At 65.8% G+C, this 18854-nt stretch carries 19 protein-coding genes and 1 pseudogene; 11 read left to right on the top strand and 9 right to left on the bottom strand.

What is annotated here, in order from left to right:
* Positions 1–8 precede the first annotated feature (8 nt).
* From gshB to BJ6T_RS03065, 5 genes are all read left to right on the top strand, one after another.
* Positions 9–953, top strand: a complete 945-nt coding sequence (gene gshB / locus BJ6T_RS03085) for a glutathione synthase (protein WP_014490824.1) — start codon at positions 9–11, stop codon at positions 951–953.
* A 556-nt stretch (positions 954–1509) separates the two neighbouring features.
* The gene (cpaB, locus tag BJ6T_RS03080; protein WP_014490823.1) at positions 1510–2325 is read left to right on the top strand and encodes a Flp pilus assembly protein CpaB; all 816 of its coding nucleotides are present in this window, start codon (positions 1510–1512) and stop codon (positions 2323–2325) included.
* Positions 2326–2338: 13 nt separating this feature from the next.
* Positions 2339–3856: a type II and III secretion system protein family protein gene (locus tag BJ6T_RS03075; protein WP_014490822.1), complete on the top strand. Its 1518-nt coding sequence runs from the start codon at positions 2339–2341 to the stop codon at positions 3854–3856.
* A 52-nt stretch (positions 3857–3908) separates the two neighbouring features.
* A complete protein-coding gene (locus BJ6T_RS03070) occupies positions 3909–4643 on the top strand; it encodes a CpaD family pilus assembly protein (RefSeq protein ID WP_014490821.1) in 735 nt (244 codons plus the stop codon).
* Entirely contained in the window at positions 4640–5932 is a 1293-nt protein-coding gene (locus BJ6T_RS03065; RefSeq protein ID WP_014490820.1) for a CpaE/TadZ family protein, read from the top strand. The genes BJ6T_RS03070 and BJ6T_RS03065 overlap by 4 nt, the downstream gene beginning before the upstream one ends.
* Before the next feature lie 82 nt (positions 5933–6014).
* On the opposite strand, the gene BJ6T_RS03060 is transcribed toward BJ6T_RS03065, so the two are convergent.
* Positions 6015–6788 (bottom strand): tetratricopeptide repeat protein, encoded by a 774-nt coding sequence (locus BJ6T_RS03060; protein WP_014490819.1) that lies wholly within the window; start codon positions 6786–6788, stop codon positions 6015–6017.
* Between the two features lie 79 nt (positions 6789–6867).
* Positions 6868–7113, bottom strand: coding sequence for a PilZ domain-containing protein (locus tag BJ6T_RS03055; RefSeq protein ID WP_027534981.1), 246 nt, complete (start codon positions 7111–7113; stop codon positions 6868–6870).
* A 227-nt stretch (positions 7114–7340) separates the two neighbouring features.
* Here BJ6T_RS03055 and BJ6T_RS03050 point away from each other — a divergent pair.
* From BJ6T_RS03050 to BJ6T_RS03040, 3 genes and pseudogenes are all read left to right on the top strand, one after another.
* Positions 7341–8878: pseudogene (locus BJ6T_RS03050) on the top strand (YifB family Mg chelatase-like AAA ATPase).
* 109 nt (positions 8879–8987) lie between these two features.
* Positions 8988–9461, top strand: coding sequence for a hypothetical protein (locus BJ6T_RS03045; protein ID WP_014490816.1), 474 nt, complete (start codon positions 8988–8990; stop codon positions 9459–9461).
* 230 nt (positions 9462–9691) lie between these two features.
* A complete protein-coding gene (locus BJ6T_RS03040; protein ID WP_014490815.1) occupies positions 9692–11926 on the top strand; it encodes a PAS domain-containing hybrid sensor histidine kinase/response regulator in 2235 nt (744 codons plus the stop codon).
* Positions 11927–12167: 241 nt separating this feature from the next.
* Here the strand turns inward: BJ6T_RS03040 and coaA are convergent, their stop codons facing one another.
* The 7 genes from coaA to hisB form a co-directional block, all read right to left on the bottom strand.
* Positions 12168–13124, bottom strand: coding sequence for a type I pantothenate kinase (gene coaA / locus BJ6T_RS03035; protein ID WP_014490814.1), 957 nt, complete (start codon positions 13122–13124; stop codon positions 12168–12170).
* 25 nt (positions 13125–13149) lie between these two features.
* A complete protein-coding gene (locus tag BJ6T_RS03030) occupies positions 13150–13470 on the bottom strand; it encodes a phosphoribosyl-ATP diphosphatase (RefSeq protein ID WP_014490813.1) in 321 nt (106 codons plus the stop codon).
* Between the two features lie 79 nt (positions 13471–13549).
* Positions 13550–14323: an imidazole glycerol phosphate synthase subunit HisF gene (gene hisF, locus BJ6T_RS03025; protein WP_014490812.1), complete on the bottom strand. Its 774-nt coding sequence runs from the start codon at positions 14321–14323 to the stop codon at positions 13550–13552.
* Between the two features lie 10 nt (positions 14324–14333).
* Positions 14334–15071 (bottom strand): 1-(5-phosphoribosyl)-5-[(5-phosphoribosylamino)methylideneamino]imidazole-4-carboxamide isomerase, encoded by a 738-nt coding sequence (gene hisA / locus BJ6T_RS03020; protein ID WP_028169702.1) that lies wholly within the window; start codon positions 15069–15071, stop codon positions 14334–14336.
* Positions 15068–15718, bottom strand: a complete 651-nt coding sequence (gene hisH, locus BJ6T_RS03015; RefSeq protein ID WP_014490810.1) for an imidazole glycerol phosphate synthase subunit HisH — start codon at positions 15716–15718, stop codon at positions 15068–15070. Before hisH ends, hisA begins: the two co-directional genes overlap by 4 nt.
* A complete protein-coding gene (locus tag BJ6T_RS03010; protein WP_014490809.1) occupies positions 15715–16245 on the bottom strand; it encodes a DUF2628 domain-containing protein in 531 nt (176 codons plus the stop codon). The genes hisH and BJ6T_RS03010 overlap by 4 nt, the downstream gene beginning before the upstream one ends.
* A gap of 65 nt (positions 16246–16310) precedes the next feature.
* Positions 16311–16904: an imidazoleglycerol-phosphate dehydratase HisB gene (gene hisB, locus BJ6T_RS03005; RefSeq protein WP_014490808.1), complete on the bottom strand. Its 594-nt coding sequence runs from the start codon at positions 16902–16904 to the stop codon at positions 16311–16313.
* Between the two features lie 243 nt (positions 16905–17147).
* Between hisB and hslV the strand changes: the two genes are divergently transcribed.
* Genes hslV through BJ6T_RS02990 form a run of 3 tightly spaced genes read left to right on the top strand, consistent with a single transcriptional unit; the run spans position 17148 to position 18840 of the window.
* A complete protein-coding gene (hslV, locus tag BJ6T_RS03000; protein WP_014490807.1) occupies positions 17148–17708 on the top strand; it encodes an ATP-dependent protease subunit HslV in 561 nt (186 codons plus the stop codon).
* 17 nt (positions 17709–17725) lie between these two features.
* Positions 17726–18211, top strand: a complete 486-nt coding sequence (locus BJ6T_RS02995) for a GNAT family N-acetyltransferase (RefSeq protein WP_014490806.1) — start codon at positions 17726–17728, stop codon at positions 18209–18211.
* Entirely contained in the window at positions 18208–18840 is a 633-nt protein-coding gene (locus BJ6T_RS02990) for a DUF2585 domain-containing protein (RefSeq protein WP_014490805.1), read from the top strand. Before BJ6T_RS02995 ends, BJ6T_RS02990 begins: the two co-directional genes overlap by 4 nt.
* Positions 18841–18854: the final 14 nt, after the last annotated feature.

Below are 18854 nucleotides of genomic sequence, written 5' to 3'. Positions count from 1 at the left end.
GGCAGACCATGAAACTGAACGTCGCCGTCCAGATGGACCCCATCGCCCGTATCAACATCAAGGGCGATTCCACCTTTGCACTGCTCCTGGAGGCGCAGAAGCGCGGCCACGGCCTGTCCTATTACACGCCCGACAAGCTCTCGATGGTCGGCGAGGAACTGGTCGCGCCGGTGCAGCTCCTGACCGTGCGCGACGAGCCCGGCGATCATTTCACCCTCGGCGAGCCCAGGCGCGAGGCGCTCAACGGCTTCGATGTCGTGCTGCTGCGCCAGGATCCGCCGTTCGACCTCGCCTACATCACCTCGACGCATTTCCTGGAGCGCATCCATCCGAAGACGCTGGTCGTCAACGACCCCGCCTCGGTGCGCAATGCGCCGGAAAAACTGTTCGTGATGAACTTCCCGCAGCTGATGCCGCCGACGCTGATCTCGCGCGACCTCGACGAGATCAACGCGTTCCGCGACAAGCACGGCGCCGTCGTGATGAAGCCGCTGCACGGCCATGGCGGCGCGGCGGTGTTCCGCGTGATGCCGCAGGACATGAATTTCGGCTCGCTGTTCGACATGTTCTCGGTGACGTTCAAGGAGCCCTGGGTGATCCAGCAGTTCATCCCCGAGGTGAAGCACGGCGACAAGCGCATCATCCTCGTCAACGGCGAATTCGCCGGCGCGGTGAACCGCGTGCCGGCAGCCGACGACCTCCGCTCCAACATGGTGCGTGGCGGCGCCGCGCAGGAGACCGAGCTCACGCCACGCGAGCGCGAGATCTGCGCCACCGTCGGCCCGGCGCTGCGCGAACGCGGCCTGCTGTTCGTCGGCATTGACGTCATCAACGGCAACCTCACCGAGATCAACGTGACATCGCCGACGGGCATCCGCGCCATCGCGCGGCTCGGCGGCCCTGATGTCGCGGCGAAGGTCTGGGACACGATCGAGCAGAAGCGGGCGAAGTAGCGCCGGCCTGTAGCCCGGATGAAGCGCAACGAAATCCGGGATCACACGCGCGCTGCACGACCTCGGATTGCGCTTCGCTCCATCCGGGCTACGCAATTCATCACCGTCACCCCCGCGCAATGGCGAAGCCATTGTCGCCTGAGGTGGCCGCTTCTTCAGCGGCCCTCGAAGGGCGACGGCCCGGCTGCATCGCGGCCGCACATCCTTCGAGGCTCACCTTGCGATGCGCTGCATCGCAAGCCTCGCACCTCAGGATGACGGATCATTGGTATCAGCGCAGTGTGCTGCGGTATCGCCGTGACTGCGAACGCGCACCACTAACCACCCATTCACCATGACACCGCGCGCATCGTTCGAACGAACGTCCCGCCCTGCGTGAATCTACGGGGCCATTGGCCGAGCGGATAACGCGACGTTCACCATCTGCCCAGAACGCGCATCGTCACGGGCCATCACACTCGGCCTCGCAACACCCCTTATACTTTTACTCCCTACTCATCGACGCAGGGGAACCCGCCACGTGCGGTTCGAGTGCCCCGCGTAAGAGTAGAAGCGTATGAACACCGCACGCATTGTCGTTCTCGTCATCGCGCTGGGCGCCGGCGGCGTCGCTGCGTATCTGGCGAGCGGCTTTGACAACAAGCCCGCGCCCGCCCTTCCCGTCGCCGAGAAGCTGCCGACGGTCGAGGTGCTGATCGCGAAGAACGACATCCAGCTCGGCCAGGCCGTCAAGCCCGAGGATCTGCAATGGCAGTCCTGGCCGGCGGCTACCGCGAGCAGCGCCTTCATCCGCCGCGACAGCAGGCCCGACGCCCAGACCCAGATCGCAGGCTCGATCGCGCGCGTGCCGTTGATGCAGGGCGAGCCGATCCGCGAGCAGAAGCTGGTGAGGGCCGAGGGCTCGGGCTTCATGGCCGCGATCCTGCCCTCCGGCATGCGGGCCGTCTCCACCGAGATTTCAGCCGAGACCGGCGCCGGCGGCTTCATCCTGCCGAACGACCGCGTCGACATCGTCCTGACGCGGCGCCTGAAGAACCCCGATGGCGCCAACGGCGCGACCGGCGGCAACGACCTGATCCTGTCGGAGGTCATCCTGAGCAACATCCGTGTGCTCGCGATCGACCAGGCTCCGAAAGAAAAAGACGGCCAGAACGCCGTGCTCGGCAAGACCGTCACGCTCGAGCTCAAGCCGGACCAGGTCGCGACGCTGTCGGCCTCGCGCCAGGGCGGCACGCTGACGCTCGCGTTGCGAAGCATCGCCGATGCCAACGCGTCGGAGATTTCGATCGAAGACCTGGCGGCCAAGCGGCCCGGCGGCGTGAACGTGATCCGCTACGGGGTGCAGGCACGGCAACTGACGTCACAGAAGTGATGATGGGGACACCATGAACTACGGGGATGATCGGACGGGCCTGCGCCTTCGGGGGAAGCGCGCGCGCTCGTTCTGGACGGGGGCGGTGCTGATGCTGGGGCTGATCGCAGCCCCCGACTTCGTCAGCGCGGCGGATGCGCCGGTCGGCGACCAGGCACCGATGCAGGCGCCGGATCTCGGCGTGTCGCCGGTTTCGACCATCGCGCCTGCGCGCACGCGCTCGCTGTCGCTCGGCGTCGGCAAGTCCGTCGTCATCGACCTGCCGCGCGAGGTCAAGGATGTGCTGGTGGCCGATCCCAAGATCGCCAATGCAGTGATCCGCTCGTCCCAGCGCGCCTATATCATCGGCGGCCAGGTCGGCCAGACCAACGTCGTGTTCTTCACCGCCGACGGCCAGCAGGTTGCCTCCTACGACATCGCGGTGAAGCGCGACCTCAACGGCATGCGCACGGCGCTGCGCCAGTCGCTGCCGGGCGTGCAGATCGAAGGCGTCGGCGACAGCGTGATGCTGACCGGCTCGGTGTCGAGCCCGATCGAGGCCCAGCAGGCCGGCGACGTCGCCGCAAAACTCGTTGGCGGCGCGGACAAGGTCGTCAACAACATCGTCGTGCGCGGCCGCGACCAGGTGATGCTCAAGGTCGTGGTCGGCGAAGTCCGCCGCGACATCGTCAAGCAGCTCGGCGTCGACCTCAGCGCCAGCCTGAATGCCGGCACTGCGGTCGTGAACTTCAACAATTCCAACCCGTTCTCGGTCAGCGGCGGACCGATCGTCGGCAGCAACGGGCTCGGCGTGGCCGGCCTCGCCAAGGGTGTCGCCACCGTCAGCGCCACGATGCGCGCGATGGAAAGCGCCGGCGTCATGCGCACGCTGGCCGAACCGAGCCTGACCGCGATCTCGGGCGAATCCGCCACCTTCATCGCCGGCGGCGAATTCCCGATCCCCGCAGGCTATTCCTGCGATCCGGTCACCCACGTCTGTACCACCCAGGTCACCTACAAGAAGTTCGGCATCTCGCTGAATTTCACCCCGCTCGTGCTCAGCGAAGGCCGCATCAGCCTGCGCGTGATGACCGAGGTCTCGGAGCTGTCGAACACGAACGCGATCACGCTGACGCAGGCGGTGTCCTCGATCTCGAACAACTCGATCACCATCCCCTCGGTCCAGACCCGCCGCGCCGAGACCACGCTGGAAATTCCCTCCGGGGGCTCGATGGCGATGGCCGGCCTGATCCAGCAGAAGACCAAGCAGGCCATCAACGGCCTGCCCGGCGTCGACCAGGTGCCGATCATCGGCGCGCTGTTCCGCAGCCAGGACTTCGTCAACAACGAGACCGAGCTGATGGTGATCGTGACGCCCTATGTGGTGCGCGCGGTCGCCCAGAAGGAATTGTCGCGGCCCGACGACGGCTTTGCGCCGGCCTCGGACGCGCAGACGGCGCTGCTCGGCCGCATGAACCGCCTCTATGGCATCGCGCGCAGCGTCGATCCGATCGAAGGCAGCCGCGGCGATTTCGGCTTCATCATCGACTGAGGCGGACGGTTTGGGGACCGGGACAAGAAACGGGGCAAGAGGGGACAAAGCGATGACGAAGACGATTGCCGATCGACGTCGCAACCTGCGGATCGCGCTCGCGCTGACGGGGCTTTCCGTCATGCTCGGCGCCTGCAACACCACCGGGGATATCGTCACCCAGACGGTGCCGACCGACTATCGCCAGCGCCACCCGATCGCGGTGCAGGAAGCCAAGAAGTCGATCGTGATCTTCGTCGGCAAGGCGCGCGGCGGCCTCTCCGCCGCGCAGCACGCGGACGTCGCGGGCATTGCCAGGGACTGGGTGCGCGAAGGCACCGGTTCCGTCGTCGTCGACGTGCCGAGCGACGCTGCGAATTCGCGCGCCGCGGCGGCGACCTATCACGAAATCCGGTCGGTGCTCGCATCCGGCGGCGTGCCGTCGCGCGCCATCGTCCAGCACCCCTATCGCCCCGAGGATCCCGGCCTGCTGCCGACCATCCGCCTGAGCTATTCGAAGATCGCCGCGGTCGCCGGCCCCTGCGGGCTGTGGCCGGAAGACGTCGGTCCGAACATCCTCGACCCCGGCTACAACGAGAACCGGCCGTACTTCAATCTGGGCTGCGCCAGCCAGCGCAATCTCGCGGCCATGATCGACAACCCCGCCGACCTCGAGCAGCCGCGGGCGGAGACGCCCGCCTACACCGCACGGCGCGAGATCGCCTTCGAGCGCTACCGCAAGGGCACGCCGACCACGACCATGTATCCCGAGGCCGAAAAGGCCAAACTCAGCGACACCGGCAAATGACAAGTCTTCACGACGACGAAGAAGCGGACGACCCGCGGCACCCCGAGGACCACATTGCGCCGGTTCCTCGCATCTCGGTGCAGGCCTTTTGCGAGACCGAGCAGACGCTCGCCGCGATCACCGCGGCCGGGCAGGATCGCCGTCTCGCCAAAGCGCATCTCACCGCCAAGGGCGGCGGCCTTGCCGCAGCCATCGAAGTCTATGACACGATGCCGACACCGAACGTCATCGTGATCGAATCCGACGGCACACGCGATATCCTCGAGGGCCTCGACGATCTCGCCGGCGTCTGCGATCCCGGCACCCGCGTGGTCGTGATCGGCAACCCCAACGACACCGCACCCTATCGCGAGCTGGTCCGCCGCGGCGTCAACGACTACGTGGTGGGACCGGTCGAAACCCTCGACGTCGTCCGCTCGATCTGCAGCCTGTTCTCGGCGTCGGAAGCCATCATCACCGGCCGCGTCATCGCGGTGGTCGGCGCCAAGGGCGGCGTCGGTGCGTCCACGGTCGCGCACAACGTGGCCTGGACCATCGCGCGCGACCTCGCGCTCGATTCCGTCGTGATCGATCTCGACCTCGCCTTCGGCACCGCCGGCCTCGACTACAACCAGGACCCGGTACAGGGCATCGCCAACGCGGTGCTCTCGCAGGACCGGCCCGACACGGCGCTGATGGAGCGTCTGCTCGCCAAATGCACCGAGCGCCTCAGTCTCCTCGCGGCGCCCGCGACGCTCGACCGCGTTTACGATTTCGGCGCCGAAGCTTTTGATGCGATCTTCGATACGCTGCGCATGACCACGCCCTGCATCGTGCTCGACGTTCCCCACCAATGGTCGGGCTGGACGCGCCGCGCGCTCGTCAATGCCGACGACATCGTGATCGTGGCCGAGCCCGATCTGGCCAATCTGCGCAACACCAGGAACATGCTGAGCGTGCTCAAGGCGGCACGGCCGAACGACCGGCCGCCGCTGTACTGCATCAACCAGGTCGGCATGCACAAGCGCGCGGAGATCGACGTCAAGGCCTTCGCCAAGACCATGGAGAGCCAGCCGATCGCGGCGATCCCGTTCGACTCGAAACTGTTCTCGACCGCGGCCAATAACGGCCAGATGATCGCGGAGGTCTCCAAGAACCACCGCACCACCATTCTGTTCCAGAACATGGCGAACCGCCTCGCCGGGCGTGGCGAGGTGAAGAAGCCGAAGCGCTCGCTGCTCGGACCGCTCCTGAAAAGGCTCAAGGGCAGGGCGGGTCGCGGGTCAGCCCCGCATCGCAAGGTGTCGTAAGGGCGAGATCGTTTTCGAACGAAGTGGATACCGGTTCGCGCCAGGAAAACGCGTAAGAAAACGAATCCAGACGAGGGCGGGGCTATTTCTCCGCCCGCTGCTGCTTCTTCGCCAGCAACTGCCGCAGCGCCGTGACCTTTGCCGCGGCCTGATCCGGCGGCAGGTCGGCCTTCACGATGGTCTCGGCCTCGGCCTGCTTTCCCTGCAGTCCCACGACGAGCGCCAGATTGGCGCGCACGCGGGAATCGGCGCGATTGCGCTCATAGGCGCGGCGCAGCGTTTCCTCGGCCCGCGGCAGATTGTTCTGCAGCATGTAGGACAGGCCGAGATTGGACAGAACCTGCGGCTCCTCAGGCACGATCTTCAGCGCCGCCGCATAATATTGCTGCGCCTCTTCGTTGCGGCCGAGCTGATCGAGCGCCGCGCCTTGCGCCGAGAGGATGCGCCAGTCCGGATCCTCGGGCGTATGTGCGCGGCTGAGCACATCGAACGCCTGCTGGAAATTGCCGCTGTCGGCGAGCGCGCGGCCGTAGCCGGCGAGCAGCGCCTTGTTGCTGGGATGGGCGAGCACGGCCTGCTCCATCACCGCAACGGCCTGGGCGCGCTGGCCGGTCTCGCGCAGCGCCGTGCCATAGTCGAGCGCGACGTTGGGATCGGAAGGCTTGGCGCGATAACGCTCGCGAAGCGCGTCCATGTCCGGCTTCGGATCGGCCCTGCCAGCGGTTTCCGACTTGCCACCGAGCGCGCCGGTGATGTCCTCCAGACTCGTGGTCTGGCAGCCGCCGAGGGCAAGCATCACGAGCGCGGAAAGCAGGAATCTGGCCGGCGAAGAGGCAGGGGACGAACGCTTGGGCATACTCTGATCACTCGGCGACTGATCAGCGATGCTTACCGATTAACGCTAAAGTCGAGTTAAGGAACCCGGCCCGTCCGGCTCAATCGGTGAACTCGGCGCCGAATTCGCAGCCGATGCGCCAGCGCAGGCGGCATTGGCGGGAATAATCGGGCGCAAAGATGATGGTGAATTGCGGCGGCACTTCCAGAAACTCCGCCACCACTTTCACCCCGCCATCCGAGATATCCGTGATGGTGCAGTCTCGCGGCAGCGATCCCGCGCCAAAGTGAATCTTGGCAAGCCGTGTGCACACCCGGCGTTCGCTTCTCCGGCGATTTGCAAGCATTTGAACTGTTCACCCGTTAGACCACGGCCCATCCCGCAGCTCTAGGAGTAGCGAACATTCGTTGGGATGTGCTGATGAGAGCCGCTCGCATTCGAGGCTTAGTGTCTGCGTGATGTTCACGACCGGTTAGGGTTTTCCGGGCCCTCAGGAATGTTCTTGTATTGTTCTTGCAAGAAAGATCCGGCTCTGCTACCCCTAATTGTGCGAGAGGGCAGGCTGGTTCGGGCATGGTTCAGCGGGTTTCTACCGTCGCCTTTGAGGGGATCGAGGCCCGCGCGGTCGACGTGCAGGTCCAGGTCGCGCCCGGCCTGCCGGCCTTTGCCATCGTCGGCCTGCCGGACAAGGCGGTGTCGGAGGCACGGGAGCGCGTCCGCTCTGCGCTGATCGCCTCGGGCCTGGCGCTGCCGGCGCGGCGGATCATCGTCAATCTGGCGCCCGCCGACCTGCCCAAGGAGGGCAGCCATTACGACCTGCCGATCGCGCTCGGGCTGATGGCCGCAATCGGCGCGATCCCGCCGGATGCGCTGACCGGTTTTACCGTTCTCGGCGAGCTCGGCCTCGACGGCTCGATCGCGCCGGTGGCCGGCGTGCTTCCCGCCGCGATCGGCGCCAATGTGCGCGAGGAAGGCTTGATCTGTCCGGCGGCCTGCGGCTCGGAAGCGGCGTGGGCGAGCCCGGACATCCAGATCATCGCGGCACAATCGCTGATTCAGATCGCCAATCATTTCAAGGGCACGCAGGTGCTGTCGCGGCCCACACCGCGCGTGCACGAGGTCGCCGCCTCCCCGCTCGACCTGCGCGACATCAAGGGCCAGGAGAGCGCCAAGCGCGCGCTGGAGATCGCGGCCGCCGGCGGACATCATCTGCTCATGATCGGCGCGCCCGGTGCCGGCAAGTCGATGCTGGCGGCACGCCTGCCCTCGATCCTGCCGCCGCTGTCGCCGGGCGAATTGCTCGAAGTCTCCATGATCGCCTCCGTCGCCGGCGAGATCGAGGGCGGCGCGTTGACCGCGCGGCGGCCGTTCCGTTCGCCGCATCACTCCGCCAGCATGGCCGCGCTCACCGGCGGCGGCATGCGCGCAAAACCCGGCGAGATCTCGCTTGCGCATCAGGGCGTGCTGTTCCTCGACGAGCTGCCCGAATTCGATCCGCGCGTGCTGATTCGCTGCGCCAGCCGCTGGAGAACGGCGAGGTCTCCGTCTCCCGCGCCAATCATCGCGTGACCTATCCTGCGCGTTTCATGCTGATCGCGGCGATGAATCCGTGCCGCTGCGGCAATGCGTTCGAGCCCGGCTATGCCTGCAAGCGCGGCCGCGTCGACCGCTGCACCGGCGACTACCAGGCGCGCATCTCCGGTCCGCTGATGGACCGCATCGATTTGCGCATCGAGGTTCCCGCGGTGACCGCAGCCGATCTGATCCTGCCGCCGCCGACGGAAGGCTCGGCGGAAGTCGCCGCGCGCGTGGCCGCCGCGCGCGACATCCAGCTCGCGCGTTACGCGGATGCAGGCCTGCCGCGTGTTCGCACCAATGCCGAGGCACCGGCCTCGGTGTTGGAAGACATCGCCAAGCCGGATGCGCAAGGCGCCAAATTGCTGCGCGACGCCGCCGAGACCATGCGGCTCTCGGCGCGCGGCTATCACCGCGTGCTGCGGGTGGCGCGCACGCTCGCCGATCTCGATGGCGCGGAGAAAATCGGCCGGCTGCATCTCGCCGAGGCGCTGTCCTACCGCGCACTCGCGGAGGATGTGCGGCAGATGGCCTGATCATTCCGCGCATCAACCCGGCGGTAACGAGTTTCCTTTACGCTCTGCAAACCATAAGGCCCAAGCGTTCCCAGTACGAGTCCACACAGGGCCGGGCGAGTAGAGTGTCATGTTGCGTTTCAAGATCCTGGCCTCGGTTGTTCCCCTGCTGGCGGCCGCGGTGTTCGCCCGCGGCGAGATCGGATCGGTCTCGCATCCCTGCATCGCGCTGGGCGAGACTTCAGTCGAGCTGACATCCCTGTTCTGGACGGCCGGCGTCCATGTCGCCTTCACCGACGATCTGTCGCGGGCCACGGTGCGGGTTCAGATCACCGACGATCCGGACGCGGCGGACTTCGCGGTCGTGGACGACGGTCTCGGCTCGGAAACGGATTCCTGTCAGGCCAATCCGGCGACGCGCCTCGTCACGATTGCCGCGGAGCCGGTCGACGGCGGTCCGGTGATTTACCTGTCCACCGACGGGCCGGCCGATTACCGCATCTATGTGCGCTCGAAGACCTTTTCGCAGCGCGAGGCCGCGGCGCTGATCGTCGGCGCCAATGGCGGCCACCGCCCGCTCCCGCTCCAGGCCGCCTCGCTCTGAAGCGCGATGAGATCATCATCGCGCTTCAGGTTCTTGTTTGCGCATGATCTTTCCGGAAAACCGCTACACACTTTGCGCTAACGCGGCCCTTCGGGTCCGGATCATGCTCCAGGCCGTTAACACCTCGTCAACCCTGTTTGGAGGCCGAACCAGGGCCTCAAGCTGTTCGCAAGGTCGGCGAGACATCGTCGCAATTGGCGACGCGGGTTTCGGAGCAAGAGTCGGGGTCAATGGCGATGGATCGGACATTCCGGATCAAGGTGCGCATGCGCCGCTTCAGGCGACAGCATCCCCGCATCGCGTTCGCGATCCGCTCCTTCATGATCTTCTCGGCGACGTTCGGCGGCGCCTATGGCTTCGTCTCCGGCAGCCGCTCCGAGAACTCCGGCTACGATCCCAATACGTTTGCCGTCGGCGCGAGCTTCCTGTTCGCGCTCGCCTGCCTCGGCCTCGCCACGCTCAGCATGCGGCTGCGCTTCGTCAACAAGCGGATGCGCAAGCTCGCCGCCCACAACGAGACGCTGATCGACCGCAATTGGGAACTGAAGGAAGCGGAAGAGCGCGCGCGCAGCCTGTTCGAACAGCAGGGCGACCTGATCGTGCTGCGCGACCACCAGGGCCGCATCACCTTCGCCAATGACGCCTATTGCGCGCTCGCAGGACAGGCGCGCAACGTGCTGATCGGCACGCGTTTCGATTTCGACGTCCTCGAGCAGGGCGACAGTGCCCGCGAAAGCAACGGCACGCGCATTCACGACCAGAGGATCACCACCCCGCACGGCGCGCGCTGGATCGCCTGGCGAGAGGGCTATGTCCGTCTCGATGCCGGCCAGCCCGCCGAACTGCAGAGCGTCGGACGCGACGTCACCGATCGCACCGAGACCGAGCGCGCGCTGTCGGACGCGCGCGACCAGGCCGATGCCGCCAACCGCGCCAAGTCGCGCTTCCTGGCAATGGCCTCGCATGAGATCCGCACGCCACTCAACGGCATCATCGGCATGGGCGGCCTGTTGCTCGACACCACGCTGACGCCGGAGCAGACGACCTATGCCAGGGCGGTGAAAACCTCCGGCGAAGCGCTGATGGCGCTGATCGAGGAACTGCTCGACTATTCCAAGATCGAGGCCGGCAAGCTCGATCTCGACCAGCGCCCGTTCGCGCTCTCGACCATGATCGAGGAAATCATCGAGCTGCTCGCGCCGCGCGCGCAGGCAAAGACGCTCGAGATCGCCGCCTATGTCGACGAGCGCCTGCCGCTCGAGGTCGTCGGCGATGCCGCGCGGTTGCGCCAGGTGCTGCTCAACCTCGCCGGCAACGCCATCAAGTTCACCGCGACCGGCGGCGTCGCGCTGATCGTCGAACCCGGCATATGGCCGAACGAGATCAGTTTTCTGGTGCGCGACACCGGCATCGGCATCGCACCCGAGGCGCGAACGCGCATCTTCCGCGAGTTTGAGCAGGCCGACGAGCGCGTCGCACGCACCTATGGCGGCACCGGGCTCGGCCTTGCCATCAGCGAGCGCATCGTCAAGCGCATGGGCGGCCGCATCACCCTGGAGAGCGAGCCGGGCAAGGGCTCGACCTTCGAGGTCGCGATCCCGCTTGCGCCATCGCAATCCGGCGCGGGACAGACGGCGTTCCCGAGCCCTGATCTCACCGGCAAGTCGATCCTCCTGATCGCCGACGGCATCGAGGCCTCGCTGATCGCGCGGCGGCTGGAGCGCTGGGGCGGCCAGACCTGCCTCGTCTCGGATAACGCCGTCGCAGAGGCGCTGCTGCCTGAGCGCTCATGGCATGCGGTCCTGGTCGATCGTGCGATCGGCGCCGCCATCGCCGACCGTCTCGGCGAGGCCGCGCGCAAGCATACGGCGCAGCGGCTGGTGCTGCTGACGTCGAGCTCGCGCCACGAGAAATTTCCAGCGTCATTCACCGGCTTTCTGATCAAGCCGGTGCGTGCGGCTTCGCTCGCGGCGCGTCTCGCGCTGACGCCGGAGGTCGCCTCGCCCGAACTGGCGCCGGAGCCGCCAGCCGCCTCCCCCGCCGGCGTCGCAGCGGCAACGGGCCTGTCGATCCTCGTCGCCGAGGACAACGAGATCAACGCGCTGCTGATGCGCTCGCTGCTGACCAAGCTCGGCCACCGCGTCGTCATCGCGGTTCACGGCGAGGCGGCGCTGGAATCCTGGCTCGCGGCGTCATCCGCCGGCACGCCCTACGATCTCGTGCTGATGGACATCCAGATGCCGCAGCTCGACGGCATCGAGGCGACGAAACGCATCCGCACGCATGAGGCCGCAAAAGGCGGCCACCACACGCCGATCCTCGCGCTCACCGCCAATACGCTGGTGGAGGATCGCTATGCCTGTTTCGAGGCCGGCATGAACGGGTTTCTGATCAAGCCGCTCGACCGCGACAAGCTGGACGAGGCGCTGGCCGGGCTGGCCGCGGCGCGGCATCTGGCGGTATAGGAAGGTCTCCCCTCCGTCATTGCGAGGAGCCCTTGCGACGAAGCAATCCAGAATCCCGTCGCGGAAAGATTCTTGATTGCTTCGCTGCGCTGGCAATGACGATGTGGCTGCAGGCGTGCGCCAAACACCAAGGTCGTAAGGTGGGCAAAGCGCAGCGTGCCCACCATCATGTCCGATAGTGCCGGTGGATGGTGGGCACGACGCGAAGAGCGCGCCTTTGCCCACCCTACGGCACCGCGGCCTACAGCCGTCGCAGCGCCACGCTCGCCACGATGTGGTCGGCACCCTTCTTCAGGATCAGCGTCGCGCGGGGGCGGGTCGGCAGGATGTTGTCCTCGAGATTGGCGAGGTTGGTGCGTTCCCAGATCGCGATCGCGGTGGCGGTGGCTTCCTCGTCCGACAACAGCGCGTAGCGGTTGAAGTAGGATTTTGGATTGGTGAACGCGGTGTCACGCAGCGCCAGGAAGCGCTTGATGTACCATTGCCGCAGCGCCGCCTCGTCGGCGTCGATATAGACCGAGAAGTCGAAGAAGTCGGAGACCACGGGCACCGCCTTGCCGTCGCGCGGCAGCTTGCCGGTTTGCAGCACGTTGACGCCCTCGACGATCAGGATGTCGGGCTGGTCGATCTCGGCCCACTGGTTCGGCACGATGTCGTAGGTCAGATGCGAATAGACCGGCGCGCGCACATGGCGGCGGCCGGCCTTGATGTCGGAGAGGAAGCTGAGCAGCAGCGGCAGGTCGTAGCTCTCCGGAAAACCCTTCTTCTGCATGATGCCCTGCCGCTCGAGCACGGCGTTAGGATACAGAAATCCGTCGGTGGTGATCAGTTCGACCTTCGGACGCGGCGACCAGCGCGCCAGCAGTGCCTGAAGCACGCGGGCCGTGGTGGATTTTCCGACCGCGACCGAACCGGCGACGCCGATGATGTAGGGCATCTTGCGGTCGCGGATGTTGAGGAACTGGCGCTCCGCGTAATACAGGCGCTGCATCGCATCGACATAGATCGACAGGAGGCGCGACAGCGGCAGGTAGATGTCCTCGACCTCCTGCAAGTCCAGGCGATCGTGCAGCGAGCGCAGCCGGTCGAACTCGCCGGGCTCCAGCGTCATCGGCGTGTCGTCGCGCAGTCGCGACCACTGTTCGCGCGTATAGACGCGGTACGGATTATACTGCTGCTCGGGTGCGCGGATATCCATGACGCGACCTTTCCGTTGGGATCTACTAACCCTTGCGGGACGCTTTTTCTTCCAATCCGGACATATTCGTCCGCTTGTCCAGCGCGGCCTCGACCTCCTCCAGCTTTACGCCGCGGGCCTTGAGCAGCACAAGGAAGTGATAGAGCAGGTCGGCACTTTCAGCGATCAGATGCGCGCGATCGTTTTCGACTGCTGCGATTACGGTTTCGACTGCCTCCTCGCCGAACTTCTTGGCGCAATGCTCGGCGCCCCTGTCCAGGAGCTTGCGGGTATAGGACGCCTCGCCGCCGGCCGCCGCGCGGGCGTCGATGGTGTCGGCCAGATCGTGGATCGTGAAACGCGACATCGGAATTACTCGAACAACACACAAGGCCACGGAGGCCATTCCCCGCAGGCCTGTGTAGCATTTCTATGAACGGGAGTCGTCAGGCATCGAGGCGCATGGCCAGTCCGCGCCGGGCCATGTGCTCCTTGGCTTCGCGGATGGTGAATTCCCCGAAATGGAAGATCGAGGCGGCCAGCACAGCCGTGGCGTGGCCGTCGCGGATACCGTCGACGAGATGATCGAGATTGCCGACGCCGCCGGAGGCGATCACGGGAACGGGAACGCTGTCGGCGATCGCCCGGGTCAGCGGGATGTCGAAGCCCTGCCGGGTGCCGTCGCGGTCCATGGAGGTGAGCAGGATTTCACCAGCACCGAGCGAGACCACTTCCTGGGCGTATTCGACGGCATCGATGCCGGTCGAGTTGCGCCCGCCATGGGTGAAGATCTCCCAGCGGTCGCCGCCCGGACGCTTGACCCGCTTGGCGTCGATCGCGACCACCACGCACTGTTCGCCGAATTTCTCGGCGGCTTCCTTGACGAACTCGCGGCGCGACACCGCCGCGCTGTTGATCGAGACCTTGTCGGCGCCGGCGCGCAGCAGCGTCTTGATGTCGTCAACCTTGCGCACGCCGCCACCGACGGTCACGGGCATGAAGCAGGCCTCCGCCGTACGCCGGACCACGTCCAGCATGATGCCGCGGTTCTCGTGGGTCGCGGTGATGTCGAGGAAGGTGAGCTCGTCGGCACCGGCGGCGTCATAGGCGATCGCGGCTTCGACGGGATCGCCGGCATCGCGCAGGTCGACGAAGTTGACGCCCTTGACGACCCGGCCGTCCTTGACGTCGAGGCAGGGGATCACGCGCACCTTGAACATGTGTCAGCTCCTAGGCGGCGCGCGCGTTGCGGATCAAGGTGAGGGCGGCGGCGGGATCGAGCCGGCCATCGTAAAGCGCGCGGCCGGCGATCGCGCCGGCGAGCTTCCTGGCGCGCGGCGTCAGCATCGCCTTGACGTCCTCGATCGAGGCGAGGCCGCCGGAGGCGATCACGGGAATCGAGATCGCATCCGCCAGCGCGATGGTCGCATCGAGATTGAGACCCTTGAGCAGGCCGTCGCGCGCGATGTCGGTGAAGATGATGGCGGCGACGCCGGCATCCTCGAAACGCTTTGCGATCTCCAGCACCGTCACCTGCGAGGTCTCGGCCCAGCCTTCGACGGCGACCTTGCCGTCGCGGGCATCAAGCCCGACTGCGACGCGGCCGGGGAATTTCCTTGCAGCCGCCTTCACCAGTTCAGGGTCGCGCACCGCGGCGGTGCCTATGATGACGCGCGTGATGCCCTTGTCGAGCCAGGCTTCGACGGTCGCGAGATCGCGAATGCCGCCGCCGAGCTGCACCGGGATCTTGATCGTCTTGAGCATCGCCTCGACCGCCTGCGCATTCACCGGCTTGCCGGCAAAGGCGCCGTCGAGATCGACGACGTGGAGATACTCGAAGCCCTGTTCGACAAAGCTCTGCGCCTGCGCGGCGGGATTGAGGTTGAACACGGTCGCGCGCGCCATGTCGCCTTGCTCGAGGCGCACGCACTGGCCGTTCTTGAGGTCGATCGCGGGAAAGAGAATCACGGTTTCCATCGCAAAAAGTTCGAGATCAGGGCCAGGCCGAAACGCTGGCTCTTCTCGGGGTGGAATTGGGTGCCGATGGCGGTGTCCTTCGCGACGATCGCGGTGACGGGTCCACCGTAGTCGGCGCGCGCGAGCACATCCGCTTCGTTGGCGGCGTTGAGGTGGTAGGAGTGCACGAAATAGGCGTGCTGGCCCTTGGGGCCGAGCGGCAGCTTGTTCAGCACCGGATGCTCCTGCAGCAGGTCGAGCGTATTCCAGCCCATGTGCGGGATCTTCAGGCTCTCGTCGCGCGGCGTGATCTTCTCGACGTCGCCGCCGACCCAGTTCAGGCCCTCGGTGATGACATGTTCCTTGCCGCGGCTCGCCATCAGCTGCATGCCGACGCAAATGCCGAAGAAGGGCCGTGCCTTGACGCGCACCGCTTCGGTGATTGCCTCGACCATGCCGTTGACGGCATCGAGCCCGCGCCGGCAATCGGCGAAGGCGCCGACGCCCGGCAGCACCAGACGGTCGGCGCCGTAGGCCTGATCCGGATCGCTGGTGACGAAGACCTTTTGCGGAATCTCCAGGCTGCGTGCGGCGCGCTCGAACGCCTTGGCGGCGGAATGCAGATTGCCTGAACCGTAATCGATGATGGCGACGCTCATCTTGACCCTCCCGGTTCCGGAAACAATCCAATGATGCCGCCCGACGGCAGCGGTGGCGGATTTGAGAATTGCTGACCCGGCACGTTGCGGGTTGGCGGCGGGCCGCCGCGATCGACGGCCCATTGATCGTTGACGATGCCGCGCTGCTTCTGGCTCCAGCGCTCGAAGAACCGCCGCTCGGCGGTGTCCTCGTCGTCGGAGATGACGACGTCGAGCTGGCGCCACTTGCCGCGCGACAGCGTCCAGCGGCGCAGGCTCGAGGCCTCGAAACCCATCAGCACCGCGACGATCATATTGGCCAGGAAGATCGAGCTGCGGCCGACGCCGAGGCTATGCAGCCCCGCATCGAAGGCAGCCAGGAAAATCACCCAGCCGATCAGCGCCAGCCAGAGCCTGTTCCAGAGCAGCCAGAACGGGCCCAAAACCATCGCCCAGAAATGAAAGCCGTCGCGCACGAAGACGAACTTGTCGGTCGCGCGCAGATCGGCTCCGGCAGGGGAGGGAGCATGAACTGTGTAGACAGGCATGGTGATGCCCCGTTCCTAGGAATTCAGTGATACCGCAAGCGGCGCGTGCCGCGGGCCGAAAGACGTCAGCCGCCGAGCGAGCCCTTGGTGGACGGAATTTCGCCCACGGCCTTCGGATCGATCGCGACGGCAGTGCGCAGCGCCCGCGCCAGGCCCTTGAAGCAGGACTCGGCGATATGGTGGCTGTTATCGCCATATAGGGTCTCGACGTGGAGAGTCACGCCGGCGTTCATGGCGAAGGCCTGGAACCACTCGCGCACCAGCTCGGTATCGAACTCGCCGATCTTGTCGCGGGGGAAGTCGGCCTTGAACACCAGGAACGGACGGCCCGAGATGTCGATGACCACGCGCGACAGCGTCTCGTCCATGGGCATGTGCACACCGGCATAGCGGGTGATGCCCGCCATGTTGCCGAGCGCCTGCTTGACCGCCTGGCCGAGCGCGATGCCGGTGTCTTCGGTGGTATGGTGATGATCAATGTGCAAATCGCCAACCGCCTTGACCGTAAGGTCGATGCGGGAATGGCGGGCGAGGAGATCGAGCATATGGTCGAAAAAGCCGATGCCGGTCGCGATATTGGCCACGCCGGTGCCATCGAGGTTCACGGTGACCTCGATGTCGGTTTCCTTGGTCTTGCGCTTGATCGTCGCGGTGCGCATTGAAAAGCGGTTTCCATTTTGACTTTGAGCATGATCTTGTCGGAAAACCGGTACCGACTCTTCCGGATCATGCTCTTTTGGACCGAAAACGGCGGTCTTTTAACAGCCAAATGACGCCTTCGCTACTGCGGGAACGGCTGGCCGGGGCTCTACTTCTGCCTATGGTGAGTGAAATGGGCCCGGACCGGCCCGTTGTACGGTCGGTCCCGACCGCCTAAATCAAGTCCGACAACGAGGTATTTGATGCAGGATTCCCAGAACAGCGCGCCGGGCTGGCACGGCACCACGATTTTGACGGTCCGCAAGGGCGGCAAGGTGGTGGTCGGCGGCGACGGCCAGGTCTCGATCGGCCAGACCGTGATCAAGTCCAACGCCAAGAAGGTGCGAAAACTCGGCAAGGGCGACGTCATCGGCGGCTTTGCCGGCGCCACGGCCGACGCTTTCACGCTCTTTGAACGGCTGGAATCCAAGCTCGAGCAGTATCCGGGGCAGCTGACCCGGGCTGCGGTCGAGCTCGCCAAGGACTGGCGGACCGACCGCTATCTGCGGCGGCTGGAGGCCATGATGATCGTGGCCGACAAGGATGTCTCGCTGGTGCTGACAGGCACCGGCGACGTGCTGGAGCCCGAGGCCGGGGTCATGGCGATCGGCTCCGGGGGCAATTACGCCCTGGCCGCCGCGCGGGCCTTGCTCGACACCGACAAGGATGCCGAGACCATCGTCCGCCGCTCCCTCGATATCGCCGCCGACATCTGCGTCTACACCAACCGCAATCTGACCATCGAAAGCCTGGCGACCGGCTAGGCCAGACCGGACAGGACATGGCGCCCGCCTACACCTTCCGCCCGATGCGCACGGCCGATTTGCCGCTGATCCGGCGGTGGCTGGGCGAGGCGCATGTGCGGGAATGGTGGGGCGATCCGGACGGGCAGTTTGCGCTGGTGAGCGGCGATCTCGATGAGCCCGCGATGGACCAGTTCATCGTGTTGGCTGGCACCCACCCGTTCGGCTATCTTCAATGCTATCGCCTGACAGCCTGGAATACCGGCTTTGGGCCGCAACCGGAGGGCACCCGTGGGATCGACCAGTTCATCGGCGAAAGCGACATGATCGCGCGCGGCCACGGCTCCGCGTTCATCCGCCAGTTCGTCGATGGCCAGTTGCGGCAGGGCCTGCCGCGCATCGTCACCGATCCCGATCCGCTCAACGCACGCGCCTTGCGCGCCTATGAGAAGGCCGGCTTCGTTCGCGACCGCATGGTCGAGACGCCGGACGGGACGGCGCTGCTGATGGTGCGCGAGCCGTGACGCTGACCAGCACGCACGAGAGCAAGGTCGCCGTACCGCCATTCGCCTGGGTCGGCATCGCACTGCTGCTGTTGGCGCTGCAGGCCTCGATCCTGTTCGCGATGGGGCGGGTGCCGATCTGCACTTGCGGCACCATCAAGCTGTGGCACGGCGTGGTGAACAGCTCGGAGAATTCGCAGCAGATCGCCGACTGGTACAGCTTCTCGCACGTCCTGCACGGCTTCCTGTTCTACGGATTGACCTGGCTGCTGTTCGCGCGCCTGCCATCGATGCGGCTGTCTCTTCCAAGTTTATCCTGGCCGGCGCGGCTGATCATCGCGATGCTGATCGAAGGCGCCTGGGAGATCGTCGAGAACTCGCCCTTCATCATCGAGCGCTACCGCGCCGGCACGATCTCACTGGATTATTACGGCGACAGCATCGTCAATTCGGTCTCGGACACGCTGTTCATGATGCTGGGGTTCCTCGCCGCGCGCGTGCTGCCTGTACCCGTGACCGTCCTGCTCGGCCTTGCCTTCGAAATCATGCTGGCGCTTCACATTCGCGACAATCTGACGCTCAATATCCTGATGCTGATCCATCCGATCGAAGCCGTGAAACAATGGCAATCGGGTCCGCCCATCATCTGACGTAAAATGCGGCT

This window comes from Bradyrhizobium japonicum USDA 6 (assembly GCF_000284375.1).
GTDB classification, from domain to species: Bacteria; Pseudomonadota; Alphaproteobacteria; order Rhizobiales; family Xanthobacteraceae; genus Bradyrhizobium; species Bradyrhizobium japonicum.
This window is presented reverse-complemented; position numbering and strand designations above follow the sequence as displayed.

Excerpts from the sequence above, each read along its gene's own strand:
- BJ6T_RS03060 (WP_014490819.1), bottom strand. The coding sequence starts at position 6,788 with ATGCCCAAGCGTTCGTCCCCTGCCTCTTCGCCGGCCAGATTCCTGCTT.
- BJ6T_RS02995 (WP_014490806.1), top strand. The coding sequence starts at position 17,726 with ATGGCGCCCGCCTACACCTTCCGCCCGATGCGCACGGCCGATTTGCCG.
- cpaB (WP_014490823.1), top strand. The coding sequence starts at position 1,510 with ATGAACACCGCACGCATTGTCGTTCTCGTCATCGCGCTGGGCGCCGGC.
- gshB (WP_014490824.1), top strand. The coding sequence starts at position 9 with ATGAAACTGAACGTCGCCGTCCAGATGGACCCCATCGCCCGTATCAAC.
- hisB (WP_014490808.1), bottom strand. The coding sequence starts at position 16,904 with ATGCGCACCGCGACGATCAAGCGCAAGACCAAGGAAACCGACATCGAG.
- BJ6T_RS03075 (WP_014490822.1), top strand. The coding sequence starts at position 2,339 with ATGAACTACGGGGATGATCGGACGGGCCTGCGCCTTCGGGGGAAGCGC.
- BJ6T_RS03030 (WP_014490813.1), bottom strand. The coding sequence starts at position 13,470 with ATGTCGCGTTTCACGATCCACGATCTGGCCGACACCATCGACGCCCGC.
- coaA (WP_014490814.1), bottom strand. The coding sequence starts at position 13,124 with ATGGATATCCGCGCACCCGAGCAGCAGTATAATCCGTACCGCGTCTAT.
- hslV (WP_014490807.1), top strand. The coding sequence starts at position 17,148 with ATGCAGGATTCCCAGAACAGCGCGCCGGGCTGGCACGGCACCACGATT.
- BJ6T_RS03010 (WP_014490809.1), bottom strand. The coding sequence starts at position 16,245 with ATGCCTGTCTACACAGTTCATGCTCCCTCCCCTGCCGGAGCCGATCTG.
- BJ6T_RS03040 (WP_014490815.1), top strand. The coding sequence starts at position 9,692 with ATGGCGATGGATCGGACATTCCGGATCAAGGTGCGCATGCGCCGCTTC.
- BJ6T_RS03065 (WP_014490820.1), top strand. The coding sequence starts at position 4,640 with ATGACAAGTCTTCACGACGACGAAGAAGCGGACGACCCGCGGCACCCC.
- hisH (WP_014490810.1), bottom strand. The coding sequence starts at position 15,718 with ATGAGCGTCGCCATCATCGATTACGGTTCAGGCAATCTGCATTCCGCC.
- BJ6T_RS03055 (WP_027534981.1), bottom strand. The coding sequence starts at position 7,113 with ATGCTTGCAAATCGCCGGAGAAGCGAACGCCGGGTGTGCACACGGCTT.
- hisF (WP_014490812.1), bottom strand. The coding sequence starts at position 14,323 with ATGTTCAAGGTGCGCGTGATCCCCTGCCTCGACGTCAAGGACGGCCGG.
- BJ6T_RS03045 (WP_014490816.1), top strand. The coding sequence starts at position 8,988 with ATGTTGCGTTTCAAGATCCTGGCCTCGGTTGTTCCCCTGCTGGCGGCC.
- BJ6T_RS03070 (WP_014490821.1), top strand. The coding sequence starts at position 3,909 with ATGACGAAGACGATTGCCGATCGACGTCGCAACCTGCGGATCGCGCTC.